The 19661-nt window shown below is 64.5% G+C and carries 19 protein-coding genes; 6 read left to right on the top strand and 13 right to left on the bottom strand.

Translation table 11 applies throughout. The features are described 5' to 3' along the window. Window positions 1–360 precede the first annotated feature (360 nt). Window positions 361–2538 (top strand): bifunctional 23S rRNA (guanine(2069)-N(7))-methyltransferase RlmK/23S rRNA (guanine(2445)-N(2))-methyltransferase RlmL, encoded by a 2178-nt coding sequence (gene rlmKL, locus B4N44_RS07530; RefSeq protein WP_296698768.1) that lies wholly within the window; start codon window positions 361–363, stop codon window positions 2536–2538. Window positions 2539–2584: 46 nt separating this feature from the next. On the opposite strand, the gene pufC is transcribed toward rlmKL, so the two are convergent. From pufC to B4N44_RS07495, 7 genes are all read right to left on the bottom strand, one after another. Next, on the bottom strand, window positions 2585–5419 hold the full coding sequence (gene pufC, locus B4N44_RS07525) for a photosynthetic reaction center cytochrome PufC (protein WP_296698765.1): 2835 nt from the start codon (window positions 5417–5419) through the stop codon (window positions 2585–2587). 409 nt (window positions 5420–5828) lie between these two features. Continuing rightward, complete coding sequence (locus B4N44_RS07520; RefSeq protein WP_296698761.1) at window positions 5829–6158, bottom strand: high-potential iron-sulfur protein; 330 nt, start codon at window positions 6156–6158, stop codon at window positions 5829–5831. Between the two features lie 151 nt (window positions 6159–6309). Further along, window positions 6310–6621: a thiosulfate oxidation carrier complex protein SoxZ gene (gene soxZ, locus B4N44_RS07515; RefSeq protein ID WP_296698757.1), complete on the bottom strand. Its 312-nt coding sequence runs from the start codon at window positions 6619–6621 to the stop codon at window positions 6310–6312. A gap of 60 nt (window positions 6622–6681) precedes the next feature. After that, window positions 6682–7233, bottom strand: a complete 552-nt coding sequence (locus tag B4N44_RS07510) for a thiosulfate oxidation carrier protein SoxY (RefSeq protein WP_296698755.1) — start codon at window positions 7231–7233, stop codon at window positions 6682–6684. After that, complete coding sequence (locus B4N44_RS07505) at window positions 7230–7739, bottom strand: DUF1566 domain-containing protein (RefSeq protein ID WP_296698752.1); 510 nt, start codon at window positions 7737–7739, stop codon at window positions 7230–7232. The genes B4N44_RS07510 and B4N44_RS07505 overlap by 4 nt, the downstream gene beginning before the upstream one ends. Before the next feature lie 163 nt (window positions 7740–7902). Beyond that, window positions 7903–8415 carry a c-type cytochrome gene (locus B4N44_RS07500; protein ID WP_296698748.1) on the bottom strand — a complete coding sequence of 171 codons (513 nt, stop codon included), beginning with the start codon at window positions 8413–8415 and terminating at the stop codon, window positions 7903–7905. Between the two features lie 12 nt (window positions 8416–8427). Next, window positions 8428–9447: a metallophosphoesterase family protein gene (locus tag B4N44_RS07495; RefSeq protein ID WP_296698745.1), complete on the bottom strand. Its 1020-nt coding sequence runs from the start codon at window positions 9445–9447 to the stop codon at window positions 8428–8430. A gap of 605 nt (window positions 9448–10052) precedes the next feature. On the opposite strand from B4N44_RS07495, the gene B4N44_RS07490 reads away from it, so the two are divergent. Then, on the top strand, window positions 10053–10793 hold the full coding sequence (locus tag B4N44_RS07490) for a TIGR02206 family membrane protein (RefSeq protein ID WP_296698743.1): 741 nt from the start codon (window positions 10053–10055) through the stop codon (window positions 10791–10793). A gap of 29 nt (window positions 10794–10822) precedes the next feature. Here B4N44_RS07490 and B4N44_RS07485 read toward each other — a convergent pair whose 3' ends face one another. The 3 genes from B4N44_RS07485 to cobD form a co-directional block, all read right to left on the bottom strand. Continuing rightward, window positions 10823–11560, bottom strand: coding sequence for a nicotinate-nucleotide--dimethylbenzimidazole phosphoribosyltransferase (locus B4N44_RS07485; RefSeq protein WP_296698740.1), 738 nt, complete (start codon window positions 11558–11560; stop codon window positions 10823–10825). A 149-nt stretch (window positions 11561–11709) separates the two neighbouring features. Next, window positions 11710–13206 (bottom strand): cobyric acid synthase, encoded by a 1497-nt coding sequence (locus B4N44_RS07480; RefSeq protein ID WP_296698738.1) that lies wholly within the window; start codon window positions 13204–13206, stop codon window positions 11710–11712. Then, the gene (gene cobD, locus B4N44_RS07475; protein ID WP_296698735.1) at window positions 13203–14354 is read right to left on the bottom strand and encodes a threonine-phosphate decarboxylase CobD; all 1152 of its coding nucleotides are present in this window, start codon (window positions 14352–14354) and stop codon (window positions 13203–13205) included. The genes B4N44_RS07480 and cobD overlap by 4 nt, the downstream gene beginning before the upstream one ends. Before the next feature lie 187 nt (window positions 14355–14541). Between cobD and cbiQ the strand changes: the two genes are divergently transcribed. Next, the gene (cbiQ, locus tag B4N44_RS07470; RefSeq protein ID WP_296698733.1) at window positions 14542–15315 is read left to right on the top strand and encodes a cobalt ECF transporter T component CbiQ; all 774 of its coding nucleotides are present in this window, start codon (window positions 14542–14544) and stop codon (window positions 15313–15315) included. Continuing rightward, window positions 15299–15985 (top strand): energy-coupling factor ABC transporter ATP-binding protein, encoded by a 687-nt coding sequence (locus B4N44_RS07465; RefSeq protein ID WP_296698730.1) that lies wholly within the window; start codon window positions 15299–15301, stop codon window positions 15983–15985. Before cbiQ ends, B4N44_RS07465 begins: the two co-directional genes overlap by 17 nt. Window positions 15986–16009: 24 nt before the next feature. On the opposite strand, the gene B4N44_RS07460 is transcribed toward B4N44_RS07465, so the two are convergent. Together B4N44_RS07460 and B4N44_RS07455 are read right to left on the bottom strand one after the other, a co-directional pair. After that, window positions 16010–16366, bottom strand: coding sequence for a hypothetical protein (locus tag B4N44_RS07460; RefSeq protein ID WP_296698727.1), 357 nt, complete (start codon window positions 16364–16366; stop codon window positions 16010–16012). A gap of 254 nt (window positions 16367–16620) precedes the next feature. Next, the gene (locus B4N44_RS07455) at window positions 16621–17397 is read right to left on the bottom strand and encodes a metal-dependent hydrolase (RefSeq protein WP_296698724.1); all 777 of its coding nucleotides are present in this window, start codon (window positions 17395–17397) and stop codon (window positions 16621–16623) included. Window positions 17398–17518: 121 nt separating this feature from the next. On the opposite strand from B4N44_RS07455, the gene B4N44_RS07450 reads away from it, so the two are divergent. Continuing rightward, window positions 17519–17995 (top strand): MEKHLA domain-containing protein, encoded by a 477-nt coding sequence (locus tag B4N44_RS07450; RefSeq protein WP_296698721.1) that lies wholly within the window; start codon window positions 17519–17521, stop codon window positions 17993–17995. Between the two features lie 125 nt (window positions 17996–18120). Continuing rightward, on the top strand, window positions 18121–19014 hold the full coding sequence (locus tag B4N44_RS07445; RefSeq protein ID WP_296698719.1) for a carbon-nitrogen hydrolase: 894 nt from the start codon (window positions 18121–18123) through the stop codon (window positions 19012–19014). A gap of 60 nt (window positions 19015–19074) precedes the next feature. On the opposite strand, the gene B4N44_RS07440 is transcribed toward B4N44_RS07445, so the two are convergent. Further along, the gene (locus tag B4N44_RS07440; RefSeq protein WP_349681074.1) at window positions 19075–19587 is read right to left on the bottom strand and encodes a hypothetical protein; all 513 of its coding nucleotides are present in this window, start codon (window positions 19585–19587) and stop codon (window positions 19075–19077) included. Window positions 19588–19661: the final 74 nt, after the last annotated feature.

The following is a 19661-nucleotide window of genomic DNA, read 5'->3' as shown; positions in this document are numbered from 1 at the left end:
GGATTGAGATCCGGCCGCAAGCGGCATCGAAAACCTTCAACCTAGATCCGGCAGTTGAACGGCCCCTGGAGTGCGTCCTGCGCGGTGTCCGGCAAGGCGCGACGAGGCGGCGTAGTGGTTCTACGCCAACGCGTTGCAACGCAGTCGGGCGCCGCGCGGGGCGTGCTCCAGGGGTCGTAGCGGCCTTCACCCGGCAGGTGAGCCGTCAGACGAGCACGATCGTCAAGGCCGTCAAGACCTTGCATGAAGCACGAAGCGGTCAACTGCCGGATCTAGGTGCAAACACCTCGGACGGCGAAAGACCGCTCCACGACCGGTATATACTGCTTGATCAAATCCCCCGACAGACCGCCGCCCACGATGTCCCAGCACACCTTCTTCGCCTCCGCGCCCAAGCACATGGGAAGTCTACTCGCGGAGGAGCTGGCTCGACTCGGCCTGCAGGGAGCCGTCGAGGCGCGCGGCGGGGCGCGGTTCGTCGGTGAGATTCAGGACGCCTATCGGGCCTGTCTCTGGTCGCGGGTCGCCAATCGCATCCTGCTGCCGCTCGCGCAATTCACCGCGACAGGACCGGACGAGCTCTATGCCGGAGCGGAACGGATCCATTGGGAGGAGCATCTCTCGCCCGAGAGCACCTTCGCCATCCAGCTCGACGGGGTCGTGAACGGGGTCACCCACGGGCAGTACGCCGCCTTGCGGGTCAAGGACGCGATCGCCGATCGATTCACCCGGCTTTTGGGTTATCGGCCCAGCGTCGATGCCCGATCCCCGGACCTGCAGATCCACGTCTATGTCCATCAGGATCAGGCATGGGTCAGCATCGATCTGTCCGGCACCTCCCTGCACCGCCGCGGCTATCGCAGCGAGGGTACCTCGGCACCTTTGAAGGAGAATCTGGCGGCGGCCATCCTCCTGCGCGCCGGTTGGCCGGACATCGCGGCCGAGGGCGGCGCCTTGCTCGATCCCATGTGCGGCTCCGGGACACTCGTGATCGAAGGGGCCCTGATCGCGGCGGACATCGCCCCGGGTCTGTTGCGCGAGCGCTTCGGATTCATGGGCTGGTTGCAGCACGACGCGGCGGCCTGGCAGCGCTTGCTCCACGAGGCCGAGATCCGGCGCAGCGCCGGTCTGCAGCGTCTCGGCTCGCTGCGCGGTTACGATCAGGACCCGCGCGCCATCCGCATCGCGATCGAAGACCTGGCGCGGGCGGGACTGGCCGGTCTGGCGCACTTCGAGCGACGCGAGCTGGCCGACTGCCGACCAGCTCGAGACGACGACCGCGGTCTCCTCGTCGTCAACCCGCCCTACGGCGAGCGGCTCGGCTCGGAGGCCGAGCTGCCGGCGCTGCATGCCCGCCTGGGCTCGGTGCTGAAGGAACGCTTCGCAGGCTGGCGCGCCGCACTCTTCACGGGCAGCCCGGATCTCGGCAAGCACATGGGCCTGCGCGCACATCGGATCCACCATCTCTACAACGGCCCGATCGAATGCCAGCTGCTGCATTTTCGGATCGAGTCGAGCGATTTCGTGGTCAATCGGCCGCGCACGCTCGAGCCGAGCGAGCGCAGCGACGGCGCGACCATGCTCGCCAACCGGCTCGCGAAGAATCTCAAGACGCTCGGCAAATGGCGCCGCAAGGAGCAGATCGACTGCTTTCGGGCCTACGACGCGGATTTGCCCGAGTACGCGGTCGCCGTGGATGTCTACGAAGGGGAGCCGGAAGGCGACGCGCCGCAGCGCTGGGTGCATGTACAGGAGTATGCCGCCCCGACCAGCGTCGATCCGAAACGCGCCCGCCATCGGCTGCGCGAGGCCTTGAGCGTGATCCCGGAGGTGCTGGAGATCCCGGAATCACGGATGTTCTTCAAGGTCCGCCGGCCGCAGAAGGGCAACGCCCAGTACGAGCGGCTCGCCGAGACGCGTCGCTTTCACGCGGTCAAGGAGGGCGGGCTCAAGTTCCTGGTCAATTTCGAGGACTATCTGGACACCGGGCTCTTCCTGGACCACCGCGACATTCGCCGCATGATCGGCGAACTGGCCGAGGGCAAGAGCGTCCTGAACCTCTTCGCCTACACGGGAACAGCGACGGTCTATGCCGCCAACGGCGGCGCGGCCCGCACCACGACGGTGGACATGTCCCGGACCTATCTGGACTGGGCTCGGGATAATCTCGCGCTGAACGCGATCCCGATGCAGCGCCATGAACTGGTTCAGGCGGACTGTCTGCAATGGCTGGAAGAGGCCGCCGGAAAACGCCAATACGACCTCATTTTTTTGGATCCTCCCAGCTTCTCGACCTCCAAGCGGATGACGGAGACGCTCGACATCCAGCGCGACCATGTCGGCCTGATTCGAGCCACCACCCGGCTGCTCAAGCCGGGCGGTCTGCTGGTGTTCTCGAACAATCTGCGTCGGTTTCGGCTGTACGCCGATGACTTGGCGGATCTCGACATCCAAGACATCAGCCGCGAGACCATCGCACGCGACTTTGCCCGCAACCCGCGGATCCACCAATGTTGGCGGATCACCAAGCCTGCATGAGCGCGGCGGCGCGCGGTATCACCTCCGCGCCCGCCGAGAGGTCCGCTCACCCGTCGGTGAGGTTGCTCACCGCTGCGTTGCCGGCCTGCTCGATCATCACGATCTCGACACGGCGATTCTCGCGCCGCCCTCGATCGGTCGTGTTGTCGGCAATCGGTCGTTCGGCACCGTAGCCCTCGGTGCTGAGTCGGCCGTGATCCACCCCGCGCTCGATCAGTGCCTGCATGACCGACTCCGCACGCTGCCGAGACAGGGTCTGATTGATCTCCGGATTGCCCAAGCTATCGGTGTGTCCGGCGATCTTCGCCTTCAGATCCGGTCTTGCCGCGAGCATCTCGGCGATGCGGTCGAGCGTCGGCAGTGCCCCAGCCGGCAGGACTGCGCTGCCGCTCGGGAAGCGAAGCTCCTCCCCGCCGAGATTCACCAGAATGCCCTCTGCGGTGATGCGTCCGCCGACCTCCGCTGCCCCCTCGTATAGCTTACGAATCCGCGCAATCGAACCCCGGGCCTCTGCCAGCTCGCGCGCATGCTCGGTCGCTGCGGCTTGCATCTGCGCACGCAGGTTCGCGGCGGCACCGTCCGCCTCGGCAAGCTTCGCCCGCAAGGCATCCATCTCATCGGTCAAGGCCGCGATCTGCGACTCGGACTCGGTATCCGCCAAGGCAGCTTCGCGCTGCCCTCGGACGACCTCGAGCTGCTGCTGCAAGGCGACACGCTCCTGATGGAGTCTTGCGCCGGCGGCCCGCAGCGCCCTCGCGTGCTCCTCGCCCAGCTTGGCGATCTGCATCTCGGCTTCGGCCGCAACCGCATCGCGCTGCCCGCGAACCAGCGCGAGCTGCTGTTGCAGTGCGGTGCGCTCTTGGTCGAGTCTTGCGCCGGCGGCCCTGAGCGTCGCCGCACGCTCGCCGTCGAGCTCGGCGATCTGCCTCTCGGCTTCGACCGCCACTGTATCGCGCTGTCGGCGAACCACCGCAAGCTGCTGTTGCAGTGCGACACGTTCCTGATCGAGCCTCGCCCCGGCGGCACGCAACGCTGCCGCACGCTCCTCGGACAGCTTGGCGATCTGCGTCTCGGCCTCGGCTGAAACGCTATCGCGCTGGTCACGAACCACCGCAAGCTGTTGCTGCAAGGCGATCCGCTCCTGATCGAGCCTCGCGCCGGCGGCACGCAGCGCCGCAGCCCGGCTTTCGGCCAACTTGGCGACCTGCATCTCGGCATCGGCTGCGACCCTGTCGCGTTGCTCGCGAACCACCGCAAGCTGTTGCTGCAGCGCCGTACGTTCTTGGTCCAGTCTCGCCTCGGCGGCCCTCAGTGCCGCCGAGCGTTCGCCGGCGGACTCTTCAAGCAGCCGCGCGATCTGCATCTCGGCGTCGGTCGTGGCGGCGTCACGCTGATCGCGAACCAACGCGAGCTGCTGCTGCAATGCCGTTCGCTCTTGCTGCAACCTGGCGCCCGCGGCCGCGAGACGCCGCTCGACTTGGCTCAACTCGGCTCGATGCAGACGCTCGAGCTCGGCGGTATCGGCCACGGACTCGGACGCGACCTCCTCGAGAACCGGCAACGCCGCTGACTCGGCAAACCGGGTGACTTCGGCCGAGGTCTCGGTGTCGCCGACCGCCGGCTCATCCATCTGCAAGGCCAGCGATTGAGTCACCGCCTCTTCCGCGGCAGCGCTCTCGACCGCCGATTCCGCCAAGATCTCTTCGACCGCTCCTGCAACGAAATCCGGCGACACCGGTTCGGAAACGGACTCGGCGGCCGGTTCGGCCACGCCTTCCTGCACCTGCGTCTGCACCTCCTCCGCTGCCGCAATCTCCGCTGCGGCAATCGGCATGCCGTCGGTTCCTGCATCCGCAATCTCGGGAGCAGGCTCGTCCACCGGCACGGCTCCCGGTCGTTCGGTCCGATATCCAGCCAACTCGGGATAGTCGCCGAGCATACCGACGCCGAGAAGCGGTTTGAATGCGCCCTTATGGCAGGTGTCGCAGGCCACCTTAGGCGCATCGCCCGTGGTTCCCAGTCGTTCGGGGGGATACAAGGTTTTCAGTGGGTTGAGATAATCTCCGTTGAGGTCGCGCACCATCCGAATGCCGTGCCACGCGGTGACCCGCTGGGGCGTACTCTGCTCCCAAACGCCCATCGCGCGGGTTTGGTGACAGTAGGTGCAATTCACACCCAACGAATTGGACATATACATCATCAAGGCGTAGGTCCATTCCGCCTTTTTGACCGAATTGCGGTTCTCCGAGGGCAGCGCCGTGGTTCCTTGGATCGAGACCTGCGTGTCGCCCTCCAGGTAGGGCGTCAAGGGATCAAACGGGAGCGCCGCGTTGCCGACGGTGCGCATGCCAGCCGTATTCTGCCCTGCTTTGACCCCGGTGATACCTGCAGACGGGGTCTGCGGGCCGAGATTCGTGTACCAGGTTCCGGACGGGACCGCTTGGCCGCGATGACAGGTCCAACAGGTGACCCCGGTCCCCGCGACATGCGACTTCCAGTTGGTATTGATATCCCGGGTCATCCGCAGCATCTGCCGCGAAACAACCTTCGTGTATTTCTCGTCCGAGGCCAGGTTCTCGGTGTTGTGGCAATACTCGCAGCCCTGTTCCGGCGCGACCCAGGTCGAGATGGCCTGCATCAGGCGTGCGAATTCGAGGGCGTCCAGGTCGGTGAGGACCTGAACGTTTTCATTGACGTCCTTTGCGAGCGGAATCTCCGGATCGGGCGGATCGCGCGGCTCGGGCGGGGGGATGCTGTGAAGATCCGCCGCCGACTGCAATCGACCTGGCTTGTCGATATGGATCATGGAGGTACCGCGTTCACCCCACTGCACGCTCTCCGTGCGATCACATCCGACGAGGCTCAGGAAACTGAAGATCATCAGGCCGGTCACCATCCACGTCGGGCCGCGCCCGCTCGATTCTCGGTGTGGCCGAAATGACGCGTTCAGGGTTGTCGATGGCAAAGCTTCGATGGCTGAAGACCGATCGATCCGCTGCATGCGCCGGTGCTCGATCTGCACCCGCGCTTGCCCCGAAGTGCCTGCGGGACACCTCATCGCTGTGACCTCCAATGCTCGCTGCCCTGCGTCCGGCAAAGCGGACGACCGGCTTTGTTTTAGTGGCGTGGTTGAGAGGCCAATGCCCCGATTTCGGCCCCTGTACCGAGCCGGTCGATCTTTTCGACCGAGTCCGGCGAGCGACCCTGTCCCGCCGATCGACCCTGCTCCGACCGGGTCGGTCTTGATGCGCCGACCCGCCAGGGTTCGTATCGGTCGGCGCGTCGAACGACTATGCTGCGCCTTCGGGTTTGAAGTTTCGGCACCAGCCGTCTACCGGAACCAAGCGTTTGCCGAAGAAGGAACAGGGACCGAGTGGTTCTCCCGGCTCTCCCGAGAACAACTGACACCCGCTGCACTTCTGCTCGAGCGTGTGCTTGGGGTACTTGGCCTGATCGACCTGCGTGGTGTCCAAGCGGAAGCCCATCGACTTCGCGTAGGCGTCGTCTTCAGTCAGAACAGCCTTCTTCGCTTCCTCGGCAAGGCTCAAGCGACTCAGGGCGAGCGCCGAGCCCCCGGCGACAAGTCCAAGCATGAAAGTCCGGCGATTGCATTCGCTCATCGTATATGCCCTCGTTTGGTGGTCTTTACCACGTTGCAACGGGTGTCTCGTCATCGACGCGGAGCCCGTTGCGCCTGTTTTTCGAATGATCGCGGACAGATCCGAAGGCGCGATCCAATGGTCGGCCGCCGCTGCAATCCGGTGTCGACGGTCAAACAATCGAGGCCGACCCGCTTCCCTGGTCACCGAAGTTGTCTGTCCAGGTGACGCCGATGCGATCACCCGCCCCTCCCCCCTTGAACCGAAACGAGATCAAGGGATCTTTCGAAACGGCGATGCTCAAACGAGCTCGCAGCACCGTCCGATCTCCGAGCTTAATCTCGACGTCGCTGATGTAATGGGCGCGACGCCCCCTCCCCGATGCATCCAACCCCAGTCCCGTCTCCATCGGATGCGGCATCAGGACCATGACCTCGGTGATGCCGCCATTGCTTCTTGCGCGGATTCGTATCGGATCAGCCATCCTGTCTCACTCTCGAACAAGTCTCGCGGTCAAGCGGCCCGTCGCGAGGGGCCCGAACGCTCAAGCGCATCCGCCAACCGTCACCCGAGTCTCCGCGACCCTGGAGTACAGGCGGCCTTTCGCTCTCACCACGGCATAAACCGCACCGCTTTGCGCCAGCTTCAGGCGTATCGAGACGAACGGCTCGGTCCCGTCCGGAATCTCGAAGCGAACCGCGGCCGGATACGGATTGGTCGGAACCAAGACGTAGATCTCCTCCACACCGACGAGTGTGCTCGACACCGTCACGGGAACCACGGCTCCGTCCTCGACGACCTCGGGTAGGATCACCTCGACCGAAACCTCGTCTATCGGAGTGCTGCCCAGTGCCGCGAGCGCCCCGTCGAGCGTCGTCACGCTAAACAAGTCGTCGTGTCGTAAGGTCTCCGCGCGAGCCGAGCCGAGGAGACCGACCTGCAACAGCGCCAAGAAGACCCCGCCGGCAGCAATCAGGCCACGCCGATTGCGATCGACACACTCCTGGCAACCGGTTTCGGCGCTCCCGATCGAGGGTCCGGTCGGGGGTTGCCGAGCCGTGTCGTCACGGCGCTCGAGAGTCCTGTCGACGATCATGGCGCCGTGCGAACGAGTCGCACCTCGTGCCGCTCGGTTTTCTCGATGTGCTGCACACCTTCCGGACCGAAACTCAGGGCGTATGCGTAGCCCTCCTCCCCCTCGCCGGGTCGCAGCGACTCGGTCCAAAACAGACTCGGCGGAGTATTCGGAAAGACCGCCAGATTGATGCGGGGGTTTTCGCATTGCCGTTCGGCGATCATCGCCAGCTCCCGCAGCTTCGGAACCCTCCAGTCGTTGAAGAAGTGCGATCCACTCGCATTCAACGCGGTCGCAGCCTCCTGCGCCGCTTGCCAGTCGTAAGCGGCTGTTTCTCCGAGGCAGGTTTCGCCCGACCAGGTCTGCCCGACCGAACACCGCATCCACATCAGCTGGGACACAACATCCGTGACGGTTCCGTCGCCGTTGTCGCTGAATCGCTCCGTCGGGGTCGACAGCGGGTATCGGCCGGTATCGCAGGTTTGTTCGGCAAAGGCCGCGGCGTGGACACCAGCGAAAACGATCATGAATACGAACACCGCTCTCATAGGCTCAACCGGCAACTCATTCCAAGTACAAACGAGAACGCCGTTCCGGCGCTCGACGCAAGACTGTCGACATCACCCGCAGACGATCTGCGGGCTTCCCCCAAAACGGGAGCCCGCAGATGCCCGACACTTTGAACTGACCTCAGGGTTTGGTATCGACGCCGATGCCGGTCGGCGTTCTTGCGAAACCGGTGCCGTATTCCACGACAATGGGCGTCGTTTGCTCGCTGGCGAGACCAGGTGTGATTTCCTTCCCGCGATGTAGATAGAAGGCGTAGGCTTCCATCGCGGTCATGTCGTCACCGTTGACGTCGAGCCGGGTGCCTACCTGCGGGTTCTCGATGCACCAATTCACCATCTCGCGGAAGGGGATGACCTTGCCGTACATCGTCATGTATTTCGGAAAGGTTTGCGGATTGGCCGCAGCCGTATCGGGATGGCAGTTTCCGCATGCGAGACCATTGGTGGTCATATCCGCACGGCTGCCGTGCCAAAGGTCGTATCCCAGGGCAACCGATTCGACCAAAGCGGCCTTCTGCTCCGCGAGCTCTTCATCCGTAAATGGTGCACGTGCCCAACTGCTGCCGGCCGCAAGCACCGCAGCAACCGCAGATACGACCAAGACCCGTTCGATCTTCAGCTTCTGATTCGTCATCGTCACTCCCCCTTAGACCTTGAATCCATCTCTCATGAATGGTGTCAGCGAATCTTCGAACGGATTGTATTGAACCAGAGCTTCGAACGACCCGCTGAGATCGATGACTTGTGTCCCCATGCCGTCGGTCGCAATCGAAGGGTCGGCCCGGTTCATCCGAGTCTCGGGGAAGGCCAGCTCGACCGGGGGGTAGGGCCACGGCCAAGAGGTGCTCAGTGCGGCGACCGAGCTCATATTCCCGATCCGGTTGAACAGGGTCTGGTGGACATGGCCGTGGTAGGACATGACATTTTCGAACTTCGAGAGGATCTCTCGAATCTCGGGGGCGTCGGAGGTCTGGAAGTTCCAGCGCGGGTAATAGTCCCAAAGCGGGGAGTGAGTAAAGACGACGATCGGCGTATCCGGAGCCAAGTCCTTGACGTCGTTGGCAAGCCATTCGAGCTGCTTTTCGTGCACTCCCCATGGACCGGGGATCGGGCTTTCGAGCATCTCCATAACGGTCATACGCTCCAGAGGCGTCATTCCCGTCTCGGTCCAGAAATCGCGGACCAGAATGGAGTTGAGACCGATAAAATGCACGCCTTTGTGGTTGAACGACCAGGTCTCATCGCCGTAGAGTCCCCGCCAAGCATCGCCCATGTCGAGATACCAATCGTGCTCTCCCGGAATGATCTTGAGCGGCATCTTCAGCTCGGAAAGGATCTTCTTCCCCTTGACCAACTGATCCTCGGTTCCGTTTTGCGCGACGTCTCCGCCGAACAAGACGAAGTCCGGCAGCGGAGTCATTGCATTAACCTGGGCGACGGCGTCGGCGAGCTGGGTATCGAACTTGTGATCGGGCATGCTGTATAGGTGCGCGTCGCTGATGATTGCGAATCGGAAGGGTTCCACTCCGCGCTTGCCGGTTTGCGCCCGAACGATATCCACGACACCGAGATTGATACCGACCGCCTGTGCGACCAAGGTCGTCAAGCCGGCTTTACCTGCGAACGACAGAAACTGTCTTCTGCTGTGATCTACAATGTCAGACATTGTTGTCTCCACCTCGTTGTCGGCGTCTTTTGAGCAGCGCCGATAGTAATGTAACCTGTCCAAGATCTATTCAACGCATCACAGGGCAATGAACGGCATCTGACCTAGCGAGGCGATTCCGCAGGTGTCCGACCCACGATTATTCGACGGGGTTTACCTATCGCTCTAGTCGTTCTCACCTATCGTCATTATTGATGTGATTAGGATGTAGTGTCGACAGGAATACTGTCAAGAGTCCGACTAAAATATTTTTATCGGCCGGCTGGCTTCGGATTATTCCATCATATTAGTAAAATCTAATACGATGGATCTATTGAGCTCCAAAGGTCTTTCTATCCGGACGACACGAATGAATCTGTTGGCGTGTCGTCATTCGAGGAGCCGGGCTTCGCGAAATGAACCGGCGATGATCGCGACGACTATGCAGTGGCTCGGATGCCCGACCCCATTCGCCGGGATCGCTCGTCCGATCAAAAGTGGCAGAAGGATCCGGTGAGTACGCTATCATGCCAAACTCGCCGAGATCATGAACGCAGACCCACACCGCAAGATCAAAGCATCGGTCAGGGCGCGGACGCGCAGACTCACACGGGAGAAGAAGATCGATGAGCACGGCGGGCCCACTCATCCTTTTCGGTACGGCACACCTCGGCAGCGTACTCGTGATCGTCGCCGTCGGGATCGGCTTACCGCTGCTGGCGCGCTGCACGCTGAGCAGCGCGACGCAATATCGCGTCGGGCTCTTGATCGCGGCCCTTTTGATCGGTCAGGAAGGATTTCATATCTGGCTGCTGGCGAACCACTACGATCAGCTCTTGAGCAGCCTGCTGCCTCTGCATCTGTGCGGACTGTCGGTCCTGCTCACGGCATGGACCCTCGCGGCACGGTCGTATGCCGCCTACGAGATCGTCTATTTCTGGGCGTGGGGCGGGACCCTTCAGGCGCTCGTCACACCGGATCTGGACAGGGGATTTCCGGACCCAGCCTTCATCGCCTTCTTTCTCGGGCATGGGCTCGTCATCGTCGGCGTCCTTTATGCCACCTTGGTCTATCGTTTCAGACCGCGACTCGCGTCCATCTTCAAATCCCTCGGCGTCTTGCTGCTCGTCGTCGCCGTCGTTGCTCCCATCAACCTCTGGTTGGGGACGAACTATCTCTTCCTCTGCAGCAAACCCGAGCAGGCGTCCTTGATGGATTTTCTCGGCCCTTGGCCTTGGTATGTCCTGAGCCTGGCCGGGCTGGCGCTGGTGTCGAGCTTCATCTATTACCTGCCGTTCCTGATCGGGGATCGCGTCGCGGCGAGGTCAGATGCGATACGGCGTTCGCCGCCGTCATCGACGCTGTGAAGCCAGACACACCGCATGACTTAACGGCCTCAAGCGGCGCACAGGCTGCGCGCACGTCCCGGGGAAGGTCGCCAGAAGGGACGGACGACGGGTATCGGGTCGAGCCAGGCACGCACGCCCGGGTTCACTCCGACCGCCGCGTCGAGCGCGATACAGCCTGCAGGATCCGGTAGACAGAACGGGATTCCCATCTGCGCGGCGGCGACGGCAACGCCGACCAATGCGGCGATCTCGGGGCTGCCGAGATCACCCAAGGCATCATAGGTGTCGAAGCAAACGGAAGGCTCCGGGAGACATCCGTCGAAACCGGGCGGCTCATGCGCCGCATCAGGTGCAGAGGTATCCGGCGTGCGGGGCCACCACTCGGTCGCGGGGTACACCGACGGGGCCACACCGATCAGGTATGCGACCCCTGCAAGCTTGGCACGCTCGGCCGCGTGGCGACCGGCGCTCAAGGCGATGTCCAGGCGGTGCTTGTCGAGTTGACTGGCCGTCCGAGACGGTGGATCCTCGCCGCGGATCCATCGACAATCCGGGGGAAGACTGTCCGAAGACGCCTCGGAACAGGCCCGCAGCCGAAGGATCTCGAGCTCGAGATCCGCGTCATCTTCAAGGTCATTGAGTCGCCGGGCAACAGCGGGCAGGTTAGGCAACGCGATCCGCGCCCGCCCGTCGCCGGAGAAGGAAAGGCTGCCGCCTTCCGAATCGAGCTGAACGCGCACCACCCGGATGCCGGACGCAACCGAGATCGTCCGATCGACCGTCACCGAGACATCGGCTCGGGCTGCACCGAGATGATCTGACCCCTTGTTGCCGAGCAAACCCGATCGCTTGCGGTGAGCGCAAACGTCATCGGATACCTGCGGACCCCGGGGGCGATCGCGATGCGCCGCGGGAACGCTCAGCCAGCCCGGTCTCAAGAGGCTTCGGTCCCGCTGCCCGGAGCCGTGACACCTAAAATCCGCTCGATCTGTCCGAGATCGAGATGCTGCTCGATGCTGTCGGCCAAGCGCTCCAGGGCCGCCTCGCGGACAGCACGATAGTCCGGGGTCTCGTGCACTGCGAGACCTGCCCAACGCAGCAACGCTGACGTCGCGGCGGGCGACTCGAAGAGTCCGTGCAGATAGGTTCCCAAGATCCGTCCATCCTCCGAAACCGCACCATCCGGACGCTCGCCTGGAACGTCGTTCAGAAGCACGGCCGGATGCTCGAGCGCCGGACCGGTCGTCACGCCGGCATGGATCTCGTACCCCGTCACCGCGGCATCCTCCAGCCGGAGGCGACCGGAGACGTTGGCCAGGATCTTCTCGGGCGCGAGCCGGGTCTGCAGATCCAACAGACCGAGACCCGGCCCCTCGCCCGGATCGCCTTCAAGACCCAGAGGATCCAGGATCCGGGTGCCGAGCATCTGAAATCCACCGCAGATCCCGATCAGCCGGCCGCCGTAGCGCAGATGCCGCGCGATCACCGGCTCCCAGCCCTCGCACCGCATCCAATCCAGATCCGAGCGCACCGACTTGGATCCGGGGAGTATGATGAGATCCGCAGGCGGCGGAACCTCTCCGGCCAAGACATAGCGCAGGTCGACCTGAGGATGGAGCCGCAGGGGGTCGAGGTCGGTGTGGTTGCTGATGCGCGGTAACCGCGGGACGATCACCCGCAAGGCGTCGCTCGGCTTGTCGCCCTGGCGCACGGCGACGGCATCCTCGGCCTCCAGATGCAGACCGTGCAGGTAGGGCAAGACGCCGAGCACCGGCTTGCCGGTCTCGCGCTCGAGCCAGTCCAAACCCGGCTGCAGGAGCGCAAGGTCGCCTCGGAAGCGATTGATGACGAATCCGACCACCCGCGCCCGCTCGCTCGGCGCGAGCAACGCCAGCGTACCGACCAGATGGGCGAAGACCCCGCCGCGGTCGATGTCCGCGATCAGGATCACAGGGCAGTCCACCGCCTCGGCAAACCCCATGTTGGCGATGTCGTGCTCGCGCAGATTGATCTCGGCGGGACTGCCCGCGCCCTCCACGACGATGCGATCGAATGACGCGCCGAGCCGGGCATGGGACTCCAGCACGGCGGCGCGGGCGATGCGTTTGTAGTCGTGATAGGCGACGGCGTCCATGTTGCCGACGACCCGGCCCTGGATGATGACCTGAGCGCCGCGGTCCGAATTGGGTTTGAGCAAGACCGGATTCATGTCGACGCTCGGCGCCAGCCCGCAGGCCTGCGCCTGCACCGCTTGGGCCCGGCCGATCTCGCCGCCGTCTGCGGTCACGGCGCTGTTCAGGGCCATGTTCTGCGGCTTGAAGGGTGTCACCTTGACCCCGCGGCGGCTATAGCAGCGGCACAGACCGGCCACCAGGACACTCTTGCCCGCGTCCGAGGTCGTGCCCTGGACCATGAGGGTCGCTGCGGTCATCTTGCGTCTCCGTTAGCGGGGGCGAGCGGCGGGGCCACCGATGAAAAAGGCCGACTGCCGGGGGCCTCGACGGCTGCTCGCGGGATCGCATCCCCGGGCGTGTCCGACGCCAGACAGCGCAGCCCAGACTCAAGCCGCGCCCAGCTCGCCTCGCCACCCGGCAGTCCGAAGCGAAGACTCGGCGGTGCCTCGAAGCGCCGTACCCAGATCCCCTGACGCGCGAGTCGATCCTGGATGGCCGGAGCCTCGGCCGTGCAGACCCATTGAAACAGATCGGTTCCGCCCGTCGGCACGAGACCGTAATCGGACAGCAGAGCGGCGAGCCGGGCAGATGCCCGGCGCAACGATGCGCGGGTCGCCTCCTGCCAGGGCGAATCGCTCAAGGCGAGCCGCGCGACATGGCGGGCCGGGCCGCTCAGCGTCCAGGGTCCGAGCTGCGAACGCAGCGCTTCGCGCAGATCCGACGTGCCGAGCACGAACCCGACGCGCACCCCGGCGAGCCCGTAGAACTTGCCCAACGAACGCAGGACGATCAACCCCGGCCGATCTGTGTAGGGGGCCAGACTGTCCTGCGGGGTCGTGTCCATGAATGCCTCGTCGACGACAAGCCAGCCGCCCCGTGCGGCGAGCTGCGCGTGCCAGTCGAGCAACCGACTCATCGGCCAAACTCGGCCCGTCGGATTGTTCGGGTTGATGACGAGCAGGACGTCGAGGCCGTCCGCACCCGCGCCGGGCTCGTCCCCGGGGTCTCCGCCATCGAGGCGCACCAAGGTGTGGCCTGCGCGCTGCCAAGCCCGGGCATGCTCCTGATAGCCCACCTTCGGCACCCCGACGCGTCCGGGCACCCGCAGCCGTGGCAAGCTCTGGATCGCGGCCTGCGAACCGGCAACCGGCAGGAGCCCGGGCGCGCCGTAACACCGCGCGGCCGCGTCTTCCAATCCATCCTCCTCTTCGGGCAGCCGCGCCCATGCGGTACCGGGCACCTCGGGTACGGCCCAGCCATCGGGATTGATGCCGGTCGAGAGATCCAACCAATTCTGCACGGGGATGCGGTAACGCGCGGCGGCCTCGCGCAAACGCCCGCCGTGCTCCAGAGGCGGCGGCGTCGGAGCGAGCGATCCGGCAGTAGGCAAGCGATGAGCAGTCATCGCGCCAATCTGCCAGCGGGGTCGGTTTTGTGCAAGCGCACAAGCGGCCGACATTGCTGGTGCCGGGGCCGTTCATTTAGACTGTTCGGACGGGTCGCGGGTACGGCGCACTCGACGCAACGGCGAAGCCCGATCCGTCTTCGGCCGAACCACAACCACCGAGACGGGCGTCCCCGCCGAGGTCAACATGCATATCGTCGACGCCTTGTCGGATCGGGCCGGGCACGGCTCGATCCGAATGCTCGACCCGCGTCTGCGCATCATGGCCGCCGCCCTGTTCGCCTTGGTCGTGGTCTCCCTGTCCGGTCTCGCGACACTCTTCACGGCAGTGGGTCTGGCCCTCTCGGTGATGCTCGCAGCGCGTCTGCCGGCCGGCCCGACGCTGCGACGGATGGCCGCGATGGACGGCTTCATGCTGTTGATCCTCGTCCTGCTGCCCTTCACCGTGCCGGGAACGCCGATCGTCGAATGGGGCGGATTCACCGCAAGCGCGGAGGGACTGGTCAAGGCCGTCGAGATCCTGCTCAAGGCCAACGCCGTCGTCTTGGTTCTCTTGGCCCTGGTCGGCAGCCTGGATGCGGTCACGCTCGGACACGCCTTGGCGCGCTTGCGGATGCCGGCAAACCTGGTCCAGCTGCTCTTCTTTACGGTGCGTTACATCGGCGTCATCGGCGAGGAATATGCCCGCCTGCGCACGGCCATGCGGGCGCGCGGATTTCGGCCGGCAAATACCCTCCACACCTACCGCAGCATCGGCTATCTCGTCGGGATGCTTCTGGTGCACAGTCTCGAACGCTCGGAACGTATCCTTGCAGCGATGCGTTGCCGTGGCTTCCAGGGTCGCTTTCATCTGCTCGACGACTTCGCCTACGGCCGTGCCGACGCCCTCTTCGCCGGGCTTACCGCCGTCGCCTGCACGGGACTGCTGATGATGGATCTTACGTATGCCGCTGCTGTTTGAGCTGACCGGGATCCGCTTCGCCTATCCCGGCCGCCCGCCGGTGCTGAACGGGCTGAACCTGAGGCTCGACGAGGGCGAGCGCATCGCCTTGACCGGACCCAACGGCGCCGGCAAGAGCACGCTCCTGCACATCATGGTCGGACTGCTGCGTCCGCAGGCGGGGACGGTTGTCGCGTTCGGCGCGCCGCGCCGCAACGAGCGGGAGTTCCACGAGGTTCGACGGCGTGCCGGCCTGGTGTTCCAGGATCCCGACGACCAACTCTTTTGTCCGACGGTGGCCGAAGACATCGCCTTCGGACCGCTCAACCTCGGCAGATCCACGGCCGAGGTCCTGGAGATCGTCGATCGCACGCTTGCGCGCCTGGACTTGTCCCATCTGCGCGATCGCGTGACGCACAAGCTCTCCGGCGGCGAGAAACGCCTGGTGAGCCTCGCCACGGTTCTGGCGATGGAACCGGATGTGCTCTTGCTCGACGAGCCCGGGAACGGGCTCGACGAGAAGACCCGCGGGCGCCTGGTCAGGATCCTGAGCGAACTCCCGCACGCCTTGGTGGTCATCTCGCACGACGCCAGTTTCAGACGGGCGGTCACCAGTCACCAATACCGTCTTCACGATGGACGGATCGGCCCGTCGGCGACGCACGTCGGCGGCGGTGCGGTCGAACCCTGATCCGCGGCACGGCGCTGCACGCGCTCACTCGGTCTGCTTGGCGTCCAACCCGATCGGGCTGTATTGGATCCGCACGGCCATCCAGAAGGCGTAAGCCGCGAGGACCATCAGGAACCCGAGGATGTCGAGGACGGAAAAGACCCGCTCGCGGTCGACGACGAACCAGATCGCGGCCAAAACCACCCCCGTGAAGAGGACGCCCATCACATAGAGAGGTGCTAGACCGAACCGCATGCCTTGAAGGTGTTGATGGATCTTCTGCTCGCGGTTCTGCGCGGCGGCGCGCTCGCGGGCCCCGATCACGGCGCGTCGATGCGCCAACGCTTGGTACACCAACCAGGCGCCCATGAGAAGGCAGACTGCTCCGAGAGAATATTTCATCGCGTGGTGACCTCGATCTTCGGTCCGGGACAGAGGTCTCGGGGCCTTGATCATCGTTCGGTCCAACTGCTTGCGGTCCCTGCGTAGTCAGGGCTTCCAGCCCTGATTCCGTCAGGCCAGGATGGCCTGACTACGCATTTGGCGGCCGATGTGGGCAAAGGGATGATCGAGGCCGGTCTCGGCACCCCGCCGAGCCGCAGGGGATGCTACTCGCGAGCGTGGACGTCAACAAGCCGGTGCTCCGCGATCAAAGGTCAAAGGTTGGCCGCTCCCGTGCGGATCCAGTCGATCAGGGACTGCACAACCGGACCAGCCCCCTCGATCACGCCTTTGAGGGTCTCGACCAGACGATCGGCGACGACAACGGCCATCCGAGGGAGATGTTCGGCCGGCAGCAAACCCCGATCGAGCGCGGGCGCAAACCACGCCAACGCAACGACGACGGCCAGCATCGCGAGACTGCTCCGAGGATCGGCGAGACTGAAGGGCTTGAGCGCGGTCCCGAAGGAGCGCTTGACCCGACTGTTCAAGAGATCGACGCTGTAGAGTTCGTCCAGGACGAGATGCGTCAGGTAGCCGATCCCGACCATGAGGCCGGCGATCCAGGCCGACTCCGCGGAGCGATCCATCGTCCAATAGGCGATGTTGACGGTCGCCAGCGCTGCCGCGGCGATCCCGAGCCAGGAGTGCCAAATGCCGCGGTGGACCGTCGCCCGCGCAAAGAGCTCGAAGATCAGGTAGCGCACGCAGAGAAAGACGCCGACCCAGATGAGCGCGACCTCGAGCGGAAGAAGCTTGCCGATCAGAGGGAGGGTCATGGCGAAGGCGACAGCAACCCCGAGCACATTGAAGAAGGCACGCACGGGCTTGGATGCATCGGCATCGATATCCGGAAGGAGACTCCCGGCCACGCCCAGTGCAAAATAGTCGAGTGTTGCGCCCTGCTCGACCAATCCGGCGCTGTGCAAACCGAGCACCGCGGTCACGCTCACGAAGATGCCGCCGTTGAGATGAGTTTGGAAATTGGCCATGCGCGATCTCGGTCCGGGAACAGAGGGGTCCGATTGCCGGACCCGAAACCCGCAGAGACTAACAGGGCGGAGGCTCAAACGGTGAGCCTGCCCCTTCGAATGCCGACAGGATCATGAGGCGATGCCCTTCCCCTACCCCGACCCGTCCAATGCTTTCCTGAGCGACCATACCCGACTCCTATGCGCCGGTTATCGACGCCTCACGGGGCGCGATCTGATCGATCCCGACTTGAACGACCGCGAGGCCGCACGGCGGCTGTTCGAGGCGCCCTTTGCGCTCCTGTCGCACAATGCCGAGCCCGATCCGATCCTGACCTACGGCAACCGGCGGGTCCTGGATCTATTGGAGCTCGATTGGGAGGCGCTGACACGGATGCCCTCGCGCTTGACCGCCGAGGCACCGGATCGGGAGGAGCGCGCACGCCTGCTTGCGCAGGTGACGGCCCACGGCTTCATCGACCATTACAGCGGGGTGCGCGTATCCTCGAGCGGTCGGCGATTTCGCATCGATGGGGCCGTCGTCTGGAACCTGATCGATCGAGAGGGACGGCATCTCGGGCAGGCCGCGACCTTTTCACGCTGGCGGCCACTCGTTTGATCGAAGCCGCGCGCCCTACGGCGCTTGTCCACCCGACCTCATTCGCTCAACAACCTGGCCGGGTCGAGCAAGGCTCGGGCATCGATTAATCACACCCGAACCCATCGTTTTCGGAGGTTTGAGTCATGTCAAAGTCCCCGTTCAGCATCGCACTCGTGCAGGAAACCGATCACGGGAGCGTCGCGGCGAATCTCGACGCCTGCGAGCGGGGAATCCTCGAGGCCGTCGCGGGTGGTGCGCGGCTCGTTCTGCTCCAGGAACTGCACAACGGCGCCTACTTCTGCCAGACCGAGGACCCTGCCAACTTCGATCTTGCCGAGTCGATCCCCGGTCCGAGCACCGAGCGACTCGGTGCGCTGGCGGAGCAGCTGGGCGTGGTCATCGTCGCCTCGCTGTTCGAGCGCCGCGCACCCGGTCTTTATCACAACACCGCCGTGGTCCTGGACAGCGACGGACGTCTCGCCGGTGTCTACCGCAAGATGCACATCCCGGACGATCCCGGCTACTACGAGAAGTTCTATTTCACGCCCGGAGACCTCGGCTTCGAGCCGATCGACACCTCGGTCGGGCGCTTGGGCGTGTTGGTGTGCTGGGACCAATGGTATCCGGAGGCCGCCCGTCTGATGGCGTTGGCCGGGGCGGAGATCCTGCTCTATCCGACCGCGATCGGCTGGGATCCCAACGATGCTCCGGACGAGCAGGCACGCCAGCGCGAGGCATGGGTCGGGATTCAGCGCAGTCATGCGATCGCGAACGGCCTGCCCGTCGCGGCCTGCAATCGGGTCGGATTCGAGCAGGATCCGAGCGGCGCGACCGCCGGGGCGCGGTTTTGGGGGCACTCCTTCGTCTGCGGCCCCCAAGGCGAGATCCTCGCACAGGCCTGCGACCAAAACCCGCAGATCCTACTGGCAGAGATCGTCCCGGCCCGCACCGAGCAGGTCCGCCGACTCTGGCCCTTCCTGCGCGACCGCCGCATCGACGCCTACAGCGACCTGACATGCCGTTATCGGGATCGGTAACCGCGCCCGAAGTGTTCGGCGTGCCCGAACACGGCTCACGCAGGGAATCCCGAATGCGATTCAATCCCTGCGCGTCTCGAATCGAAACGGCGCCGCCAAGATCCCCTCGGCCGTGTGGACCAGCACCCTCGCCTCCCACTCCATGCGCGCGCGCACGCAGACCGGCAAGGTTCCCTGCCCTGCGTAGACGCCCGGACCAGCCGGCTCAAGCGCAGCGCGGTTGTACCCCATGTTCATGTCGACACCCGCGAAATCGACCTCCACGGCGCGGACATCCAAACCGCTTGTATCTACGGCAAGCCGCAGCGGAGTGACGACCGGGATGCTCTGCGGCTCGATCGCAAAGCGCACGCTACCCCCACCGGCAAACCGAACGGCACAGGCGCCGGTACGAAGGTCGCAGCTCGGATCGAGCGACGCAACCTCGACCAGCGTCGGATTCAGCAGCGGCCAAGCCTTATAGAGTGCGACCGCGACAACGGCGACGAGCAGCAGGCCGGCAACGGCCCAGAGCAGGGCCGTGGTGCGCCGGGACGAGAGGGTCTCAGTCATGGCGGATTGCATCGGTTTCATGATGACGGGCTCCGAGATGGCCGGTAGCCGGACTCCGGCCTCGAGGATCCTGAATTGTGAGGGTGAATCTTCCC

This window comes from Thiocapsa sp. UBA6158 (assembly GCF_002423035.1).
Classification (GTDB): domain Bacteria; phylum Pseudomonadota; class Gammaproteobacteria; order Chromatiales; family Chromatiaceae; genus Thiocapsa.
The sequence above is the reverse complement of the archived record's forward strand: the minus strand, read 5'-3'. Positions and strand labels throughout refer to the sequence as shown.